This window comes from Zoogloea oryzae, from assembly GCF_030161255.1.
Lineage (GTDB): Bacteria > Pseudomonadota > Gammaproteobacteria > Burkholderiales > Rhodocyclaceae > Zoogloea > Zoogloea oryzae.
On sequence record NZ_BSPX01000022.1, the window covers coordinates 1 to 15,817 of the forward strand.

Here is a 15,817-nt window from a genome sequence, read left to right on the forward strand (position 1 = left end):
GCCGCCCCCTGCTCCGCCCGCCGAATCCCGCCCGGCGCCGCCGCCGCCGCCTCCGCCCGAGCCCGAAGACGAACCCGCGCCCACCCCGCCGCCGCGCAAGCAGCCGGATATCGCCATCAAGGCGCCGGAGCCCAAGAAGCCGCCACCGCCCAAGCCGGTAAAGGAAATCGTCAAGCCCGAGCCGAAGAAGCCCGAACCCAAGCCTGAGCCCAAGAAGCCCGAGCCGAAACCGGAACCCAAAAAGCCGGAACCGAAGCCCGAGCCGAAGAAACCTGAGCCCAAGCCCGATCCGAAGGCCGAAGCCAAAGCCCGCGCCGAGCAGGCCCGTATCGACCAGGCCAAGGCCGACAAGGAAGCCAAAGCCTCCGCCGCCCGCGCCCGCGAACTCGAAGACCGCCGGATGCGCGAGCTGATGGCCCACGACAGCGAGAACGCCAGCCAGTCCCGTCAGATCCAGGAAGAACTCGCCCGGGTCGCCGGCGCCAAGGCCAGCGCAGCCCGCAACAAGGCCATCGAAGCCTACATCGAGAAGATCCGCGCCAAGGTGAAGGGCAACATCGTGCTGCCGCCGGGCGTCAGCGGCGATCCCTTCGCGCTGTTCTACGTGGATCAGCTCCCCGACGGCTCGGTGATCGAGGTGCGCCTCAAGCGCTCCACCGGCAACGCCCAGCTCGATGGCGCCATCGAACGCGCCATCCAGAAGTCGAGCCCGCTGCCGCGCCCCGACAAGCCGGAACTGTTCAACCGCACGCTGGAGCTGAAGTTCTACCCGCTCCGCGACTAAACCGAGAGTCCTCCGCCCATGACCTCACGCCTCCTGTCCCTCCTGCGCAGCGTCGTCCCGGCCTGCGCGCTGGTGCTTGCGTCCTCCCTGGCCCAGGCCCAGCTCGCCATCGAAATCACCGGCGCCGGCGCCAACCGCATGCCGGTGGCCGTCGCCAGCTTCGAGGGTGAGAACGCCCTGCCCCGCGCCGTCACCGATGTCGTCCGCGCCGACCTCGAACGCAGCGGCCTGTTCAAGATGATCGAACTCGGCCCGAGCCCGATGGGCGCCGCTGGCCCGGTGGATTACGCCCGGGTCCGCTCCCGCGGTGCCGATGCCGTCGCCGTCGGCACCGTCAGCCCCAACGGCGCCGGCCGTTACCAGATCGAGGTGCGCCTCCACGACGCTGCCAAGCAGCTCGGCCTCGGCAGCCAGGCGATGGTGATGTCGCCCAACCAGTACCGCGCCACCGGCCACCGCATCGCCGACTTCATCTACGAAAAGCTCACCGGTGAACCCGGCGTGTTCTCGACCCGCATCGCCTACGTCCTCAAGTCCGGCCCCCGCTACGAACTGCAGATCGCCGACGCCGACGGCAGCAACGCCCAGACCGCGCTGGCTTCGAAGGAGCCGATCATCTCCCCGGCCTGGTCGCCGGACGGCTCGCGCCTCGCCTATGTGTCCTTCGAGGCCAAGAAACCGGTGGTCTACGTGCATAACCTCGCCACCGGCCAGCGCAACGTGGCCGCCAACTTCAAGGGCTCCAACTCCGCCCCGGCCTGGTCGCCGGACGGCCGCCGGCTGGCGGTGGTGCTCACCAAGGACGGCCAGTCCCAGCTCTACTCGGTCAATGCCGACGGCTCCGGCGTGCAGCGCCTGGCCTCTTCCGCGGGCATCGACACCGAACCGGCCTGGTCGCCCGACGGCATGATCTACTTCACCTCCGACCGCGGCGGCAGCCCGCAGATCTACCGCGTGCCGGCCGGCGGCGGCGACGCCCAGCGGGTCACCTTCGAGGGCGGCTACAACGTCAGCCCGCGCCCCTCGCCCGACGGCAAGAGCCTCGTCTACGTATCCCGCAACGGCGGCCGCTTCCAGGTCACGATGCTGGATCTCGCATCCCGCCAGACGCAAATCCTCACCGACTCCTCCAAGGACGAATCCCCGAGCTTCGCCCCCAACGGCCGCATGGTGCTCTACGCCACCGAGATCGGCGGCCGTGGCGTGCTCGCCGCCGTGTCCGCCGACGGTCGTGTGAAACAACGTCTATCGGTACAATCAGGCGACGTGCGCGAACCCGCCTGGGGGCCCCAGCCCCGAAACTGACCTGCTCGCGCGAAACCCGACGCTTCACCACGCATTCATCCAGCCCTTGCACGGATGCCCCACGGAGTCCACACCATGAAGTTCCAGCACCTCACCCTGTCCCTGATCGCTGCCGGCCTGCTGGCCGCTTGTAGCTCGGCCCCCAACCAGAACCAGGGTGCAGCCGTCGAAGACCGCAGCAGCGGCGCCGCCAGCAGCGGCATCGATGGCAACCGCGTCACCACCGTCAACGCCAACGACGGCGCCAACGGCTCCGCCTACCCCGAACTGCGCGACCCGAAGAACATCCTGTCCAAGCGCAGCGTGCTGTTCGACTACGACAGCTACGTGGTCAAGGATCAGTACCGTCCGCTCGTCGAAGCCCACGCCAAGTTCTTGGTCGCCCACCCCAAGGTCAAGATGCTGATCCAGGGCAACACCGACGAACGCGGCAGCCGCGAATACAACCTGGCCCTCGGCCAGAAGCGTGCCGACGCCGTCAAGAAGGCCCTGGGCCTGCTGGGCGTGGCCGAAAGCCAGCTCGAATCCGTCAGCCTCGGCGAAGAAAAGCCCAGCTGCACCGACGCCTCCGAGTCCTGCTGGTCCGCCAACCGTCGCGGCGACATGCTCTATTCGGGTGAATTCTGATGTTCCCGCGCCTTCTGCCCCGCCTGTTGGCCGGGCTGCTGGCTGGCCTGTTGGCCAGCCAGGCCCAGGCCGGCCTGTTTGACGACGAGGAAGCCCGGATGCGCATCAATCAGATGCGCACCGAGTTTTCCGCCCGTCTGGACAAGCTCGAAGCCAGTTCCCGCGCCCAGCTCGAACTGGCCGACCAGATCGAAAACCTGAAAGCCGAAATCGCCCGCCTGCGCGGCGAGAACGAAGTCCTCAGCAACGATCTGGCCAACGCCAACAAGCGGCAGAAGGACTTTTACGTCGACCTCGACAACCGCCTGCGCAAGGTCGAGCCGCAAGCTGCGGCCGAGGCACCGGCAGCGCCTGTCGCCCCGGCCGCCGCCGATCCGGCCAACGAAAGCCGCGATTACGAAGCCGCCCTCACCCAGCTGCGGGCCGGCAAGTTCCGCGAAGCCGCCACCGGCTTCGTTGCCTTCACCAAGGCCTACCCGAACAGCAGCTTCCAGCCCAACGCGCACTTCTGGGCCGCCAGCGCGCTGTATCAGCTGAAGGACAACGTCGGCGCCGCCGAGCACTACGCCAAGGTCGCCAGCCAGTGGCCGGACGACACCCGCGCGCCCGACGCCCTGCTCGGCCTGTCCAGCACCCAGGCCGCCCGCAACGACACCGCGGGGGCCACCAAGACCCTCGAACGGCTCGTCGCCAAGTACCCAAGCAGTTCGGCGGCAACCATCGCCCGCCAGCGCCTCAAGAAGTAAGCCCGCCGCGCCCGACACCGGGCGCGCTTTTTTTCCCATGCCAACAACCGCCAGCCCCGCCCCCCGCGCCGCCACCCTGCGCATCACCGAGATTTTCCACTCGCTCCAGGGTGAAACCTCGCGCGCCGGCCTGCCGACGGTGTTCATCCGCCTCACCGGCTGCCCGCTGCGCTGCAGTTGGTGCGACACCGAATACTCCTTCACCGGCGGCACCACCCGCACCCTCGACGACATCCTCGCCGAAGTGGCCGGCTACCACTGCCCGACCATCTGCGTCACCGGTGGCGAACCGCTGTCCCAGAAGAACTGCCTGCCGCTACTCACCGCCCTGTGTGACGCCGGCTACTCGGTATCCCTCGAGACCAGCGGCGCCCTCGACATCGCCGGCGTCGACCCGCGCGTCTCGCGCATCGTCGACCTCAAGGCGCCGGGCTCCGGCGAAGTCGCGCGCAACCTGCTCACCAACATCCCGCTGCTCAATCTGCGCGACGAGGTGAAGCTGGTGCTCGCCAGCGAGGCCGACTACGAGTGGGCCAAGGCGCAGATCGCCGAATACAGCCTCACCGAACGCTGCCCGGTGCTCCTCGCCCCGGTCCAGGGCCAGCTCAAGCCGGCCGACCTCGCCGCGTGGATCCTCCACGACCGGCTGCCGGTGCGGATGCAGGTTCAGCTGCACAAGGTCATCTGGGGCAACGAACCCGGTCGGTAAGCGGTCAAACCACGCCGGGCCAAGCCCCGGCACCGGATCACCCCTTGCCTGGATCCATTTTTTTGTATTGGATGAAAGCATGAGCACGCCCCGCGCCCTCGTCCTGCTGTCCGGCGGCCTCGATTCCGCCACCTGCCTCGCCATCGCCCGCGCCGAAGGCTTCGAGACCTACGCCCTGTCCGTCGAATACGGCCAGCGCCATGCGGCCGAACTCGCCGCTGCCCGTCGCGTGGCCGCCGCCCTCGGCGCCGTCACCCACCGGGTCGCCCACGTGGATCTCGGCCAGTTCGGCGGCTCGGCCCTCACCGACCCGGCCCTCGCCGTGCCCACCGACGGCGTCGGCGCAGGCATCCCGATCACCTACGTGCCGGCCCGCAACACCATCATGTTGTCCATCGCCATGGCCTGGGCCGAAGTGCTGGGCGCCGACCACATCTACGTGGGCGTCAATGCCGTCGATTACTCCGGCTACCCCGACTGCCGCCCGGCCTTCATCGACGCCTTCGAGAAGATGGCCAACCTCGCCACCAAGGCCGGCGTCGAAGGCCACCACCTGGCCATCCACGCGCCGCTGATCGACCTCTCCAAGGCCGACATCATCCGCCGCGGCACCCAGCTTGGCGTCGATTACAGCCTCACCGTGTCGTGCTATCAGGCCGACGACGACGGCCGCGCCTGCGGCCTGTGCGACGCCTGCCGGCTGCGCAAGGCCGGCTTCGAAGCCGCCGGCCTGCCCGACCCGACGCCCTACGCCTGAGCCTGCCATGGACGCCGCCAGCCTACCGCTCGCCCTGCCCGCCATCGCCTGGGCCGCCTTCGCGATCGGCGCGGTGTTCGGGCTCGCGGCCCAGCGCAGCAACTTCTGCACCATGGGCGCCATCGCCGACATCCTGCTGATGGGCGACTGGACGCGGCTGCGCATGTGGGCGCTGGCCGTCGCGGTGGCCATCGCCGGCACCGCCGGCCTGCAGATGGCCGGGCTGGTGGACGTGCACAACTCGATCTACACCGGCAGCCGCCTGCCGTGGCTGTCACACCTGGTTGGCGGCGCGCTGTTCGGCGTCGGCATGACCCTCGCGTCCGGCTGCGGCGCTAAAACACTTGTGCGGCTCGGCGGCGGCAACCTCAAGTCGCTGGTGGTGTTCGTCTTCCTCGGTCTCTCGGCCGCGATGACCCTGCGCGGCCTCTTCGGCGGCTGGCGCGTCGAATGGCTCGACCCCGTTGCCCTGCAGCTCGCCACCCCGCAGGATCTGCCGACCCTGCTCGCCGCCCGCTTCCAGCTCGACGCCCGCAGCGCGTGGCTGGCCTGCGCCACCGTCGGTGCCGGCAGCCTGGCCCTGTTCGCGCTCTCGAGCCGCGACAATTGGCGGCCCGGCCCACTGCTCGGCAGCATCGCCATCGGCGCCTGCATCGTCGCCGGCTGGTATCTCAGCGGCCACCTGGCATGGCTGGCCGAAGATCCCGAAACCCTCGCGCCCGCCTTCCTCGCCACCAACAGCGGGAAGATGGAATCCCTCAGTTTCGTCGCGCCCTACGCCTACAGCCTCGACCTGCTGATGCTATGGACCGACAAGAGCCGCATCGTCACCATCGGCATCGCCACCACCCTCGGCGTCATCGCGGGGGCGCTGCTGGGCGCGATCACCAGCCGCAGCTTCCGCATCGAGGGCTTCCGCGACACGCCGGACCTCGTCCGCCACATCGCCGGCGCCGTCCTGATGGGCTTCGGCGGCGTCACCGCGCTGGGCTGCACCATCGGTCAGGGCCTCTCCGGGCTCTCCACCCTTTCGGTCGGCGCCATCCTCACCGTAGGCGCCATCATCGCCGGCGCAACGGTGTCGATAAAAATTCAGCTACGAAACAGTTGACGGATCCCTTGGAAGGGCTATAATGCGCGTCTCTTCCGGGGGGTCGGTAGCTCAGTCGGTAGAGCAGCGGACTTTTAATCCGTTGGTCGCGAGTTCGAATCTCGCCCGACCCACCAGTTGATTAGGTGGGCTATTTAAAACCGGCTCCCGCAAGAATGGGTTGTTAGCTCAGTTGGTAGAGCAGCGGACTCTTAATCCGTAGGTCGAGTGTTCGAGCCACTCACAACCCACCAAGATTTTCAAAGACTTAGGCCACCTTCGGGTGGCCTAAGTCTTTTTGCGCGGGCTTTCAGTCCGTGGTTCGGTCCATTCCCGGACGGGGTGCCGTCAAGCGGACACCCCGCGCGCAAGCTACAACCAGTTCCCCATCAGCACGTACGGCGCCCAGAAGTACGGGTGGCGCAGGTCGGTCTTACCGCTGGCGTCCTTGGTCCGCCCCTTCAACATGGCCTGTTGCGCGCTCTGAAGCGCGGCAGACTTGCTCATCGCCTGCTGCTCACCCCGCAGGCGGTAGAACTCCACCATCAGCGGCGCAGCGCCCACATCGGCCACCGGCCACAGAGTTGCCAGCACGGCCTTGGCGCCTTGGGCGCGGAACACCCCGCCGAGGGACTCGACGCCCCCTTCGCTCACTCCCGAATCGCAGGCCGACAGGGCAATCAGGTCGTACTGCCCGAGCCGCGGGGTCCACTTCAGGATGTCGGCGGTGGAGAGCTTGCTGCCATCCCCCAGCAGCAGCAGCGACTTATCCAGCTTGAAGTGGGTCGCGATGTGCAGAAAGCTCGCCCCACCGCTGGCCGAACCGAACAGACCCTGCAACACTTCCGGCGTAAAGCCATCGTCCAGATAGCGCCGCCCGCCAATCGAACCCTCGCCCGGCCGACAGGCCTGGTCAGACGAAGCCCGCACCACACCGCACACCTCCCGCGTTACGCCGGGCAGCGCCACGTTGCCAAACTCCGGGTCGGCCCGAGAGGCACCCAGCGCCACACCCTGCCAAGTGGAGCGCGGCGCGATTTCCAGCCCGGCGAGGCGGCTTGTGCCGTCGGCGGTGAGCACGGTCACCGCATAGTGCTCGACAAAAAAACTACCATCTGGCCGCTGAAGGGCGGCGAAGGGCACTTCGCGCAAGCTGCCGTAAGGCAGAATCGCCCATTGGCGTATGCCGGCGCTGGGCCCCAGCTGGGCCTCGGCTGGCGCGATCAGGTGAGCGTACAGCGCCTGGGCCGCCGGCTGAAAATCGGTCCGGTCGCGAATCGCCGCCCGCAAGGCTTGCACCAAGCGGTTCAGTTCCTTCTCCGACACCTTGCGCATCAGGGGCACCGCCCCGTTTTCGGTGGTGACGATCAGGTTCAAGCCCCGCGCGCCCGGCAACAGGAGCAAACCCGCGGTAGCCAACCCGCCATCGCCCCGCGCGTGAATCTCGGCGAGCTTGGTCGCCAACTCCGTGCGCGCTGCATCGTAGGCATTCAGCCGAGCCGCGTGGGCGGCCTGGGCGGCGTCGACAAAACGCCGGCCCGCCTCCTGCAGCGCGGCGGTGGTGCTCGCCTCCAACTGCGCGCGACGGGCGTCCAGTTGCGCCACCTCGGGACCGTCCGGACTACGGCTGCCGCGCTTGACCTCGTCCGCCAGCACGCGGCGACGATCCTCAAACCCCCGCCAACGCCCGGCCACCTCGTCCAGCACCTGTCGATAGACATCCTCCTCCGCCGTCCACCGCAGCCCCGGCTGGGCCGCAGCGTCGCTGCCGTTGCGGCGCACGTATTCGATCAGGTCGACCTCCTTCAGCATCAGCAGGACCCGCTCAGCCTCGGCGATCCGTCCGCGCTGGATCAGGAGTTCGGCAAGCGCCTTGTAAGGGCCTGCGACCTGCAGGGTAAAGGAGTCGCGCATCGCCGCATCCAGGCCGCGGGTACCCACGCGCATACGCTGGCGAGTATTGACCGACAGCTTGTAGTAGAAGATCGCCTCGTCAATCTGCCCCTCGTCATCGCCCTTCGCCAGCAAGTTCGCCAGATTGGCGGACAACGTCGCCAGATGTTCGATCGCCCCGTGATCCCGCCTGGAGTCTCGAATGTCGGTAACCGCGACGGCGCGAACCGCCCTCCGGAGTAGCAGCAAGGCTTCGTCGTTACGCCCCATCTCCTCATACAGCCTAGCCAGATTGTTCAGATTACTCGCAGTAGCCGGATGGTCCGCACCCAGCACCTTCTCGTTGATCGCCAGCGCCCGCTCGAACAGTGGAAAGGCATCGTCGTAGCGGCCCATCGCCTCCTTCAGCACGCCCAGATTGTTCAAGCTATTTGCCGTATCGGGATGCCCCGAGCCAAGCACCGCTCCTCGAATCATCAACGCTCGAATGTACAGCAGGTAAGCTTCGTCGTAGCGGCGCATCGCTCGGTACAGTCCCGCTAAGTTGTTCAAGCTCGTCGCCGTGTCCGCGTGCCCCACGCCCAACACCTTCTCGTGAATCGTCAGCGCCCGACTATAGAGTGGCAGGGCTTCGTCGTAACGCCCCATCTCCTGGTACAACCTGGCCAAGTTGCTCAGGCTTGCCGCCATATACGGATGATCCGCGCCCAGCACCTTATCCAGGATCCATAGCCCCCGACGATATAGCGGCAAGGCTTCATCGTAACGCCCCATCGCCGTGTATATCCCGGCTAGGTTGTTCAGGCTCATCACCGTATGAGGGTGATCCACACCCAGTTCCCTCTCCCGGATCGACAGCGCCCGACGATGTAGCCGCAAGGCTTCGTCATGACGCCCAATCGCTTCATACAAAAGAGCTAAGTTATTCAGGCTCGTCGCGGTGGTCACATGAGCAGGGCCCAGCACCTTCTCCATTATCGCCACTGATCGCAAACATAGCGGCAAAGCTTCCTCGTAACGTCCCATCGATCGGTACAACTCGGCCAGGTTGTTCAGGCTCATCGCGGTATCTGGATGCTCCGCTCCCAATACATCCTTCTGGATCGCCAGCGCCCGGCGGGATAGCGGCAAGGCTTCGTCGTAACGAGCCATCACCCCATACAAAAAAGCTAGGTTGTTCAGGCTCTTTGCCGTATCCGGATGCTCCTTACCCAATGTCGTTTCCGTAATCGCCAGGGCTCGCCGAAGCTGCGGCAAGGATTCATCGTAACGACCCATCGCTTGGTACAATCCGGCTAGGTTATTAAGGCTCTCCGCCACGCTCAAGTGATCCGCGCCCAGCGCCTTTTCCCGGATCGCCAGCGCCCGACGGTACAGAGGTAAGGCTTCGTCGTAACGCCCCATCTCTGTGTGCAAAAGAGCTAAGTTGTTTAGGTTTCTTGCGACATCGGGATGGTTCGCACCCAATGCTCTCTCATTTATTGCCAGCGCCCGACGATACAGCGGCAAGGATTTGTCGTAACGCCCCATCGCCTTGTACAACCCTGCGAGGTTATTCAAGCTCGTCGCCGTATTCGAATGCCTCGCGCCCAGTTCCTTCTCATGGATCGCCAGCGCCCGACGGTACAGTGGCAACGCTTCGTCGTAACGCCCCATCGCCTCGTACCCTCCGGCCAAGTTGTTCAGCGTCGTCGCCGTGCGGGTATCGTCCGCGCCAAAACCACGTTCGGCCTCAGCCACAGCCTGTCGTGCCATCGGCAGCGCCTCGCGATACTTGCCCTGCTGGTACAACTGCACTACCTGCCGATTGAGTTCATCTACATCGGCCCACGCGACCATCGGCCCAAACAGCCCAAAAGCAAGCGCCGTTGCCCGCAGCAATCCCATTGCCGGTTTCATCGTTTGAACTCCCAGTATTCGCCGTTCGATCCCTTCACTCGGGCAAGCCGCGGGCGCTGCCCTGGCGACAACCCCTGATGGATGACCAGAAAAAGGTCGCTCATCACGGTTTCGTTATCGCCAAAGTAGCTGTGGCCAAGCCCGAACCATTCCCTGGTGATGTGGCTGGCGTCTACGGAGTCGAGGGGCGGCAGCACCGCGATGTCCGGCCCGCCGGAACCGAGACGTTTCTCGCCGTGCAGCCACGCGGAAACGGCGACCGGAATGTCCTGCCTGGAGGCGTAGAGGGTGAAGCGCGGCGGGTTGGCGCTGTTGAGTTCGTAGATCCAGCGCTGGCGGAATTCTTCTTCGCCGATGTCGGGCGAGGCGAGCACCACTTGGCGGAAGGCCCGGTCGGCGCCGGGGCGGCGGCGCAGGAGTTCGGCTAGACCCTGGGTGAGCACCCGGTTGCCCATGCTGTGGGCCACCACATAAACGGGCACGCCGGGCCCGAGGCGGGTCAGGTGATCCAGCACGTCGGCCATCTGGCGCCAGGCGGTGCGGGCTCTTTCTTCGTCGCGGGTGTAGGCCACGAATTCCCCGTTCGAGGGCCAGCTGAACAGCACCGTCGGGCCGGGAAAGGCGAGGTCGTAGGCAAGTTGCCCAGCCTGCTTGGCCGCCTCCGCAAAGGAGTTGTTGTAGCCATGCACGAAGAGCAGCACTCCACCTTTATCAAAGGCGCCGGCGCGGCGGGCCAGCTCCGCCTTCCAATCGCGCGCAAGCATTGTTTCGACACTTGGAGCCAGCAGCACATGACGCTTGGGGTCGACGTCCCATTCGAGGCGCAGCAGCGACGGGCTTTCGAGCTTGGCCCAGCGGTGATCAGCGGGTATCGACACGTCCACCGCGCCAAACTTCACGTTATTGCTGGGCTGGCCGCCAAAGGCCTCCTCTGCCCGAGTGGCGCCGGTGGGCTGGCGGGTGGTAGCAAAGTAGACGCGTAGCCAGTCGTGGCGGCGCACATCTGCGGCCGCGCCAGGGGGCTGGCCCTTGGGCGGGGCGGCCTGGCCCGCGCCCCCGCGGGCCACGGCACTTAGCCGGGGCTGATCGCCCGGCCCACGGCTGCGTTCGATCTGGATCACGGCGAGGTCATCCGGGCTGTAGCTCAAGGTCAATTCGGCGGCCGGCTCGCTGCCGCAGAGCACCTCATCGAAGGGTGCCACCTGGACCTCGTCCGGCTTCAGCTCCGGCCAGAGCTTTTCGCGGACGGCGCGGCCTGCGATCGTCAGCAGGAGATCACCCGCTGCCGGCCCCTCGCTCTTGAGCTTGAGTTGCCGGGTCTGCAGAAACTCCCGACCGGGTTCAAAGGACTTCCCGCGGATGCACAGGCGCACCTCTTCCGCATGGGCCGCAGCAACCAGCGCGACGCTGGCAATACAACCGACGATCACTCTCCCGAATCGCATTCCGCACCTCTTAATTTTCAGGGCAACACAGACCAAGCAGGCTAACGTGATCTTTAATGCAAATCGCAAAAAAATCCAGTAGAAGCCCGGAGTGACCGTCAGGCCACCCCGGTTCCGTCTTCTTTCTTCGTGGCTCGCCCAAGCCTTTACGCGGCCTTGGCCACGCCCAACGCGCCCGTCGAGCCCTCCACCTGAGCCTCACCCGCGGCGACTTCCGCACCCGCAGCCCGGCCCACCACACGGGCCATCGCTTCCGACGCAGACTTCAGGCTGGTATCAACCAGGTGCAGGTAGCGGGACGTGACGTTCAAGGAACTATGGCCCAACGCGTTTTTCACGACAACAGCATCAACACCACTCGCCAGCAACATGCTGGCGTGTGTGTGGCGAAGATCGTGAATGCGCGCCTTTTCCAGTCCAGCCGCCTTGAGCATCCGGTTGAACGGCTTGGTCAGGTTGTAGATGGGCTTCGCCGGACCATCACGGCCCGGGAAGACCCATTCGGACACCCCGCGGCTAGTTTGGGCCTGCAGGAGCGCGACCAGCACCCCGCTCAACGCGATCCGGCGGGTCTTGCCGTTCTTGGTGTCGTCGCCGTGCAGCAGCCAGACACCGCGCTCCAGATCGAGCGCACTCCACTTCAACTTGGCGACCTCGTTCCGGCGCGCGCCGCACAGCAGCAGCATCTTGAGCGCAGCAGCAGCGGTGCGATTCGGGTCGGCATCCATCGCCTGCACCAGCTTGGCGATCTCGCTTTCGGTCAGAAAGCGCTCGCTGGCGTTGTTCTCGCGGAACATCTTGACCCCGGTGCAGGGGTTCTTCTCGACACGCTCCCATTCCACCGCACGGCGGAAGATCGCGCTGAGTAGTGCCAGGTGGCGGTTCGCGGTGGCGGGAGTGTGACTGTCGCGCACGGCCGCGTGATAGAGCTCGATATCGCGGCGCCCGATGGCGGTCAGCTTCTTGTCGCCGAAACGTGCCAGCAGGTGGTGATTGAGCTTCGAGATGTCGTCCTTGGCGGTGCGTTTCCCCATCTCCAGGATGTAGGGGACGAATTCATCCATCGCAAAATCCCGGAAGGTCGGGATGACGGCGTGGGCGCGGTCACGGACATCATTCGGGTTGAGTCCGCGCTCGACCAGCCCCTTCATGTCCATTGCCGACTTGCGGGCTTCGGCCACGTCAACGGCTGGAAACTCGCCAATACGGGCGTAACCGCGCTGACCGTTCAGCACGAAACGGAAGATAAAGGTCTTGCGGTTCGCCTTGGTCACTTCCAGCTTGAGTCCACTGACGCCAGAGTCGGAATACGCGGCAGCGTTGGCAGCGGCGGTCGGCAACTGCGCGGGCAGCGCCTTGATGCGCCGGTTGGTGAAATCGAAAGTCTTGCTCTCGGCCATGGTGATGGTCCTTTCCTGACAAGAAAAAAGAACGGCCGCGACCGGATAGGAACCGGGGCGGCCGCGGCATGGCGAGGGCCGGGTCGGCAACTCGCTATCGGTTTGTTCTGGCTTCCGCGCCAAAAAAGAAGCCGACCCACGGAATGCGGGTCGGCGGATCGGGACGGGCTGAATGAGGGATGAAGGGCGCTGGCAGCCCAGGTCTTACGTCTCCGTGGTCCGCAGGCCCGGCGATGGGCCGGAGGACCCATCACGGCTTGCCGAGGCTGGCGCGATCGACCCGCACGGACGCGGGCGTGCCCCCGTCTGCCACGCCCCGGTCCATTCCCGGCCGGTCTGGCCGGTTTAGCGGCGCGCTACACCGCCCTGCTCAGCCAGGCGAAGCCGCCAAACCGCGTATCAAGCACGTCACGGACATCAACACGCACGACGGTTGAGGCGCCAAGCCTCAACAGACGCGCCCGGCCTTCAGCTTCATCGGAAACGAACACCCACCGCGCCGCAGCTCCGAACTCGGCCTGCAAGGCGATGGCCTGCGCAGGAAAGCCGAGACGTGCCAGGGTCTGGATCAAGGCCTGGCGCTCGGCCTCCAGACGCGGCAGGCGCGCATCGAATTCGAGGATGCCGGCGCGCTCTTCGAAGGCCTCGCGGCGGTTGTCGTCGAGCTGCGCGACCAGGCGGGCGACACCCGCATCAAGCGGGACAGGGTGGTGACTGGCAGGCATGCTCAGTACTCGGCGGGCAGCAAGAATGTCGTCGCCGAGCGGTCGCCTTCAGTGAGCAGCCAGACGGTTTGCCCGCCGACTGCGTAGCTCGACAGGATGCGGCCACCGGTCGCGACGGCAGCCTCGTTGGCCTGCGCGTCATCCGCCGACACCTGGCCCCAGTCACCCGACAAGTGCCTGGCCAAAAGCCGGACCGGGGCGATGTTGTGCTCGCGCAGCAGGGCGTCGGCGCCGGGCGTGGCGACGACGTCACCAAACGGAAAGCGCAATTCAGTTGCAGCGTTCATTTCAAGCTCCAGAAAGCAAAACGCCCGATGCGGTGGAGGCATCGGGCGTCGGGGTTCAAAAACGGGCAGAAGCAGGTGCGCATTAGGGGCGGAGCACCCCGCCAGCTAGACCTCCACCGGCTCACTGACGGCATACTCGGCAGCCAGCGTCAGCAGGCGTGGCTCGACATCCGGGTGGCGTGGAACGAACAGCGTGACGCCATCATCGCCCGCGCCGAGAAACACCAGCTCGTACCAGCGTGCATGGCGTCCGGCGTACTCGAAGATCGGCGTGAAGTCGGGATGCCCGTACTCGACGCCGGACACGGGGTTACGAAGAAGTGGCGTTCCAAGCGCTGCCTCGACCACCGCCACACCGTCCCCCGGCACCATGACGACGAAGAAACCGTTCACGTCCGGGTCATAGGGCAGCCCGTCGCAGCGTTCATCGATGCGCCGGGTGATCAACTGGCGCAGGAAGGCGTCGTCGAGGGCGGCAAGGCCGGCCAGGTCACGGATGGTCTGCATGGTCACCCTCCCCCGCTTCTGCGGGCGCAGCCTCGACCGGGATCAAGCGGTTGCCGCCACGACGGTTCTTCTTCCCGGGCTTGTCCGCCACAGGCGCGACGCCACCCGCGCTGACAAACACTTGAACAGCCTCGGGCAAGGCGGGCGGGAACAGGAAAGTCTCGGCGTCATCACGCGCCAGTACGCCAGCTTCAAAAGCAGGCCAATCACCGATCTTGAGGTACTTGTGCTTGACTTCGCTCGGTGCCAGCAGCCCGGCATGGACCAACGCGGCGGCCAGGAAGCCCGCGTTGTTGTTCGACTTGCCGATGAAGGCCACCCGGAAGACCTTCACACCAAAAGGCGTCTCGGCGGGCTGGTCGGCGATGGCTTCCTCGATGTCGTCGAAGGCGACGATCTCGCGGTTGAAGTTGCCACCGCCCTCGTTGGCGAGGATGGTCAGAAAGACCCGGCTGCGGCCAGGGTCGGTGAGCACGGCGTAGCGGATACCACCGCTGCCGCTGAGGGTCGGTGCGCGCGCTTCGATCACCTGTCGGTAAGCGGTCTGGGCGAGGGCTTCAGGGCTGTTCATGTTCAAGGCTCCAGAAAGAAGAAGCCCCCGGGGTCACGAGGACCGCGGGGGCGAAAAGAAAGAAGAGGTAACGGGATTCAGTCGATCGTCAGGCGAAAGTCGATCTTCCGCTGGGTGACGACGTAAGCGACCACGGGCACGAGCAGGGAAACGACCGGCCCGGCACCAGGCACCGCCACCAAGGCGGCGCGGGATAGCACGGAAGCAAGCACATTGATCCTCCAGATGATGGATGGGGTGAAAGGCGAGGTCGTCAGATCAGGCCACGCTCGGCGAAGGACAGCGGCGTGGCGTTGCCGGCGACGATGAAGTGGTCGAGCACGCGCACGTCCACGAGGGCCAGCGCCTGCTTGAGCGTTTCGGTGAGCCGGATGTCGGCGTGGCTCGGGTCGGATTGCCCGGACGGGTGGTTGTGGGCGAAGAGGACGGCCGCGGCATTGTGTTCGAGCGCCAGCTTGACCACCTCGCGGGGATAGACCGAGGTCTGGCTCAGCGTCCCGCGGAAGAGCTCGCAGTCGGCGATGACCCGGTGCTGGGCGTCGAGCAGAACCACCGCGAAGACTTCATGCGGCAGGCCGGCGTAGCGCAGACGCAGCAGGTCGCGCACCTTCTGGGGACTATCAAGCGGGTCGCTCAGCTGCACCGATTCACTCAAGGCGCGGGTCAGCAACTCCCGGGCAGCGTCGAGAATGCGGACGGCGCGGTAGTCGGCTTCGGTTTCGCAGACCTGGGACAGCCGGGGGTGCAAGTGAAAGAGTTCGACCAGCGGGCGCCCCGACATAGCCTCGGCGGCCACGTCGCCGATGACGAGGCCGAGCAGGGTCGAGGTGGGCAAGGATCTGATGGTGAGGGTGGGGTCGGACATGCGGGCCTCCATGAAGGCCAATGCCCACAGACGCGGCATCGGCGGCGTGGGCAAGAGAAAGCCCCGGGCTCCTTGCGGTGGCCGGGGCTGGCTTGAACCTTGCGGATCACAGGAATGATATGGAGGTGAGGAAGCGAGCCTTCGCGCACCCGAAACAGATAACCACAAGAGAATCACAGAAACCCAGCGCAAATCACTCTACATAGG

The 15,817-nt window shown here is 66.0% G+C and carries 15 protein-coding genes, 2 tRNA genes and 1 pseudogene; 9 read left to right on the top strand and 9 right to left on the bottom strand.

All coding sequences use genetic code 11. From position 1 onward, the window contains the following. The 9 genes from tolA to QQK25_RS09010 form a co-directional block, all read left to right on the top strand. The coding region (tolA, locus tag QQK25_RS08970) for a cell envelope integrity protein TolA (RefSeq protein ID WP_284187607.1) at window positions 1–784 on the top strand (784 nt) is incomplete at its 5' end. A gap of 18 nt (window positions 785–802) precedes the next feature. Next, window positions 803–2,089, top strand: a complete 1,287-nt coding sequence (tolB, locus tag QQK25_RS08975) for a Tol-Pal system beta propeller repeat protein TolB (protein WP_284187608.1) — start codon at window positions 803–805, stop codon at window positions 2,087–2,089. 75 nt (window positions 2,090–2,164) lie between these two features. Further along, on the top strand, window positions 2,165–2,716 hold the full coding sequence (pal, locus tag QQK25_RS08980) for a peptidoglycan-associated lipoprotein Pal (RefSeq protein WP_284187609.1): 552 nt from the start codon (window positions 2,165–2,167) through the stop codon (window positions 2,714–2,716). After that, the gene (gene ybgF, locus QQK25_RS08985) at window positions 2,716–3,462 is read left to right on the top strand and encodes a tol-pal system protein YbgF (protein WP_284187610.1); all 747 of its coding nucleotides are present in this window, start codon (window positions 2,716–2,718) and stop codon (window positions 3,460–3,462) included. The genes pal and ybgF overlap by 1 nt, the downstream gene beginning before the upstream one ends. Before the next feature lie 37 nt (window positions 3,463–3,499). Then, complete coding sequence (queE, locus tag QQK25_RS08990; RefSeq protein ID WP_284187611.1) at window positions 3,500–4,171, top strand: 7-carboxy-7-deazaguanine synthase QueE; 672 nt, start codon at window positions 3,500–3,502, stop codon at window positions 4,169–4,171. A 79-nt stretch (window positions 4,172–4,250) separates the two neighbouring features. Beyond that, a complete protein-coding gene (queC, locus tag QQK25_RS08995) occupies window positions 4,251–4,928 on the top strand; it encodes a 7-cyano-7-deazaguanine synthase QueC (RefSeq protein WP_284187612.1) in 678 nt (225 codons plus the stop codon). Window positions 4,929–4,935: 7 nt separating this feature from the next. Next, on the top strand, window positions 4,936–6,039 hold the full coding sequence (locus QQK25_RS09000; protein WP_284187613.1) for a YeeE/YedE family protein: 1,104 nt from the start codon (window positions 4,936–4,938) through the stop codon (window positions 6,037–6,039). 40 nt (window positions 6,040–6,079) lie between these two features. Continuing rightward, window positions 6,080–6,155, top strand: a tRNA-Lys gene (locus QQK25_RS09005). Between the two features lie 41 nt (window positions 6,156–6,196). Beyond that, window positions 6,197–6,272: transfer RNA gene (locus tag QQK25_RS09010), tRNA-Lys, on the top strand. 118 nt (window positions 6,273–6,390) lie between these two features. Here QQK25_RS09010 and QQK25_RS09015 read toward each other — a convergent pair. From QQK25_RS09015 to radC, 9 genes and pseudogenes are all read right to left on the bottom strand, one after another. Beyond that, window positions 6,391–9,810, bottom strand: a complete 3,420-nt coding sequence (locus QQK25_RS09015) for a CHAT domain-containing tetratricopeptide repeat protein (RefSeq protein WP_284187614.1) — start codon at window positions 9,808–9,810, stop codon at window positions 6,391–6,393. Beyond that, entirely contained in the window at window positions 9,807–11,255 is a 1,449-nt protein-coding gene (locus QQK25_RS09020) for an alpha/beta hydrolase (protein ID WP_284187615.1), read from the bottom strand. The genes QQK25_RS09015 and QQK25_RS09020 overlap by 4 nt, the downstream gene beginning before the upstream one ends. Before the next feature lie 146 nt (window positions 11,256–11,401). Continuing rightward, window positions 11,402–12,655: a tyrosine-type recombinase/integrase gene (locus QQK25_RS09025; RefSeq protein ID WP_284187616.1), complete on the bottom strand. Its 1,254-nt coding sequence runs from the start codon at window positions 12,653–12,655 to the stop codon at window positions 11,402–11,404. Between the two features lie 356 nt (window positions 12,656–13,011). Then, entirely contained in the window at window positions 13,012–13,380 is a 369-nt protein-coding gene (locus tag QQK25_RS09030) for a hypothetical protein (RefSeq protein ID WP_284187617.1), read from the bottom strand. A gap of 2 nt (window positions 13,381–13,382) precedes the next feature. Then, a complete protein-coding gene (locus QQK25_RS09035) occupies window positions 13,383–13,667 on the bottom strand; it encodes a hypothetical protein (protein WP_284187618.1) in 285 nt (94 codons plus the stop codon). 105 nt (window positions 13,668–13,772) lie between these two features. Then, window positions 13,773–14,174, bottom strand: coding sequence for a hypothetical protein (locus QQK25_RS09040; protein WP_284187619.1), 402 nt, complete (start codon window positions 14,172–14,174; stop codon window positions 13,773–13,775). Next, the gene (locus QQK25_RS09045) at window positions 14,158–14,745 is read right to left on the bottom strand and encodes a hypothetical protein (protein ID WP_284187620.1); all 588 of its coding nucleotides are present in this window, start codon (window positions 14,743–14,745) and stop codon (window positions 14,158–14,160) included. Before QQK25_RS09045 ends, QQK25_RS09040 begins: the two co-directional genes overlap by 17 nt. A gap of 77 nt (window positions 14,746–14,822) precedes the next feature. After that, on the bottom strand, window positions 14,823–14,957 hold the full coding sequence (locus QQK25_RS09050; RefSeq protein ID WP_284187621.1) for a hypothetical protein: 135 nt from the start codon (window positions 14,955–14,957) through the stop codon (window positions 14,823–14,825). A gap of 41 nt (window positions 14,958–14,998) precedes the next feature. Beyond that, window positions 14,999–15,433 (bottom strand): annotated as a pseudogene (gene radC / locus QQK25_RS09055) (RadC family protein); the annotation flags it as partial. Window positions 15,434–15,817: the final 384 nt, after the last annotated feature.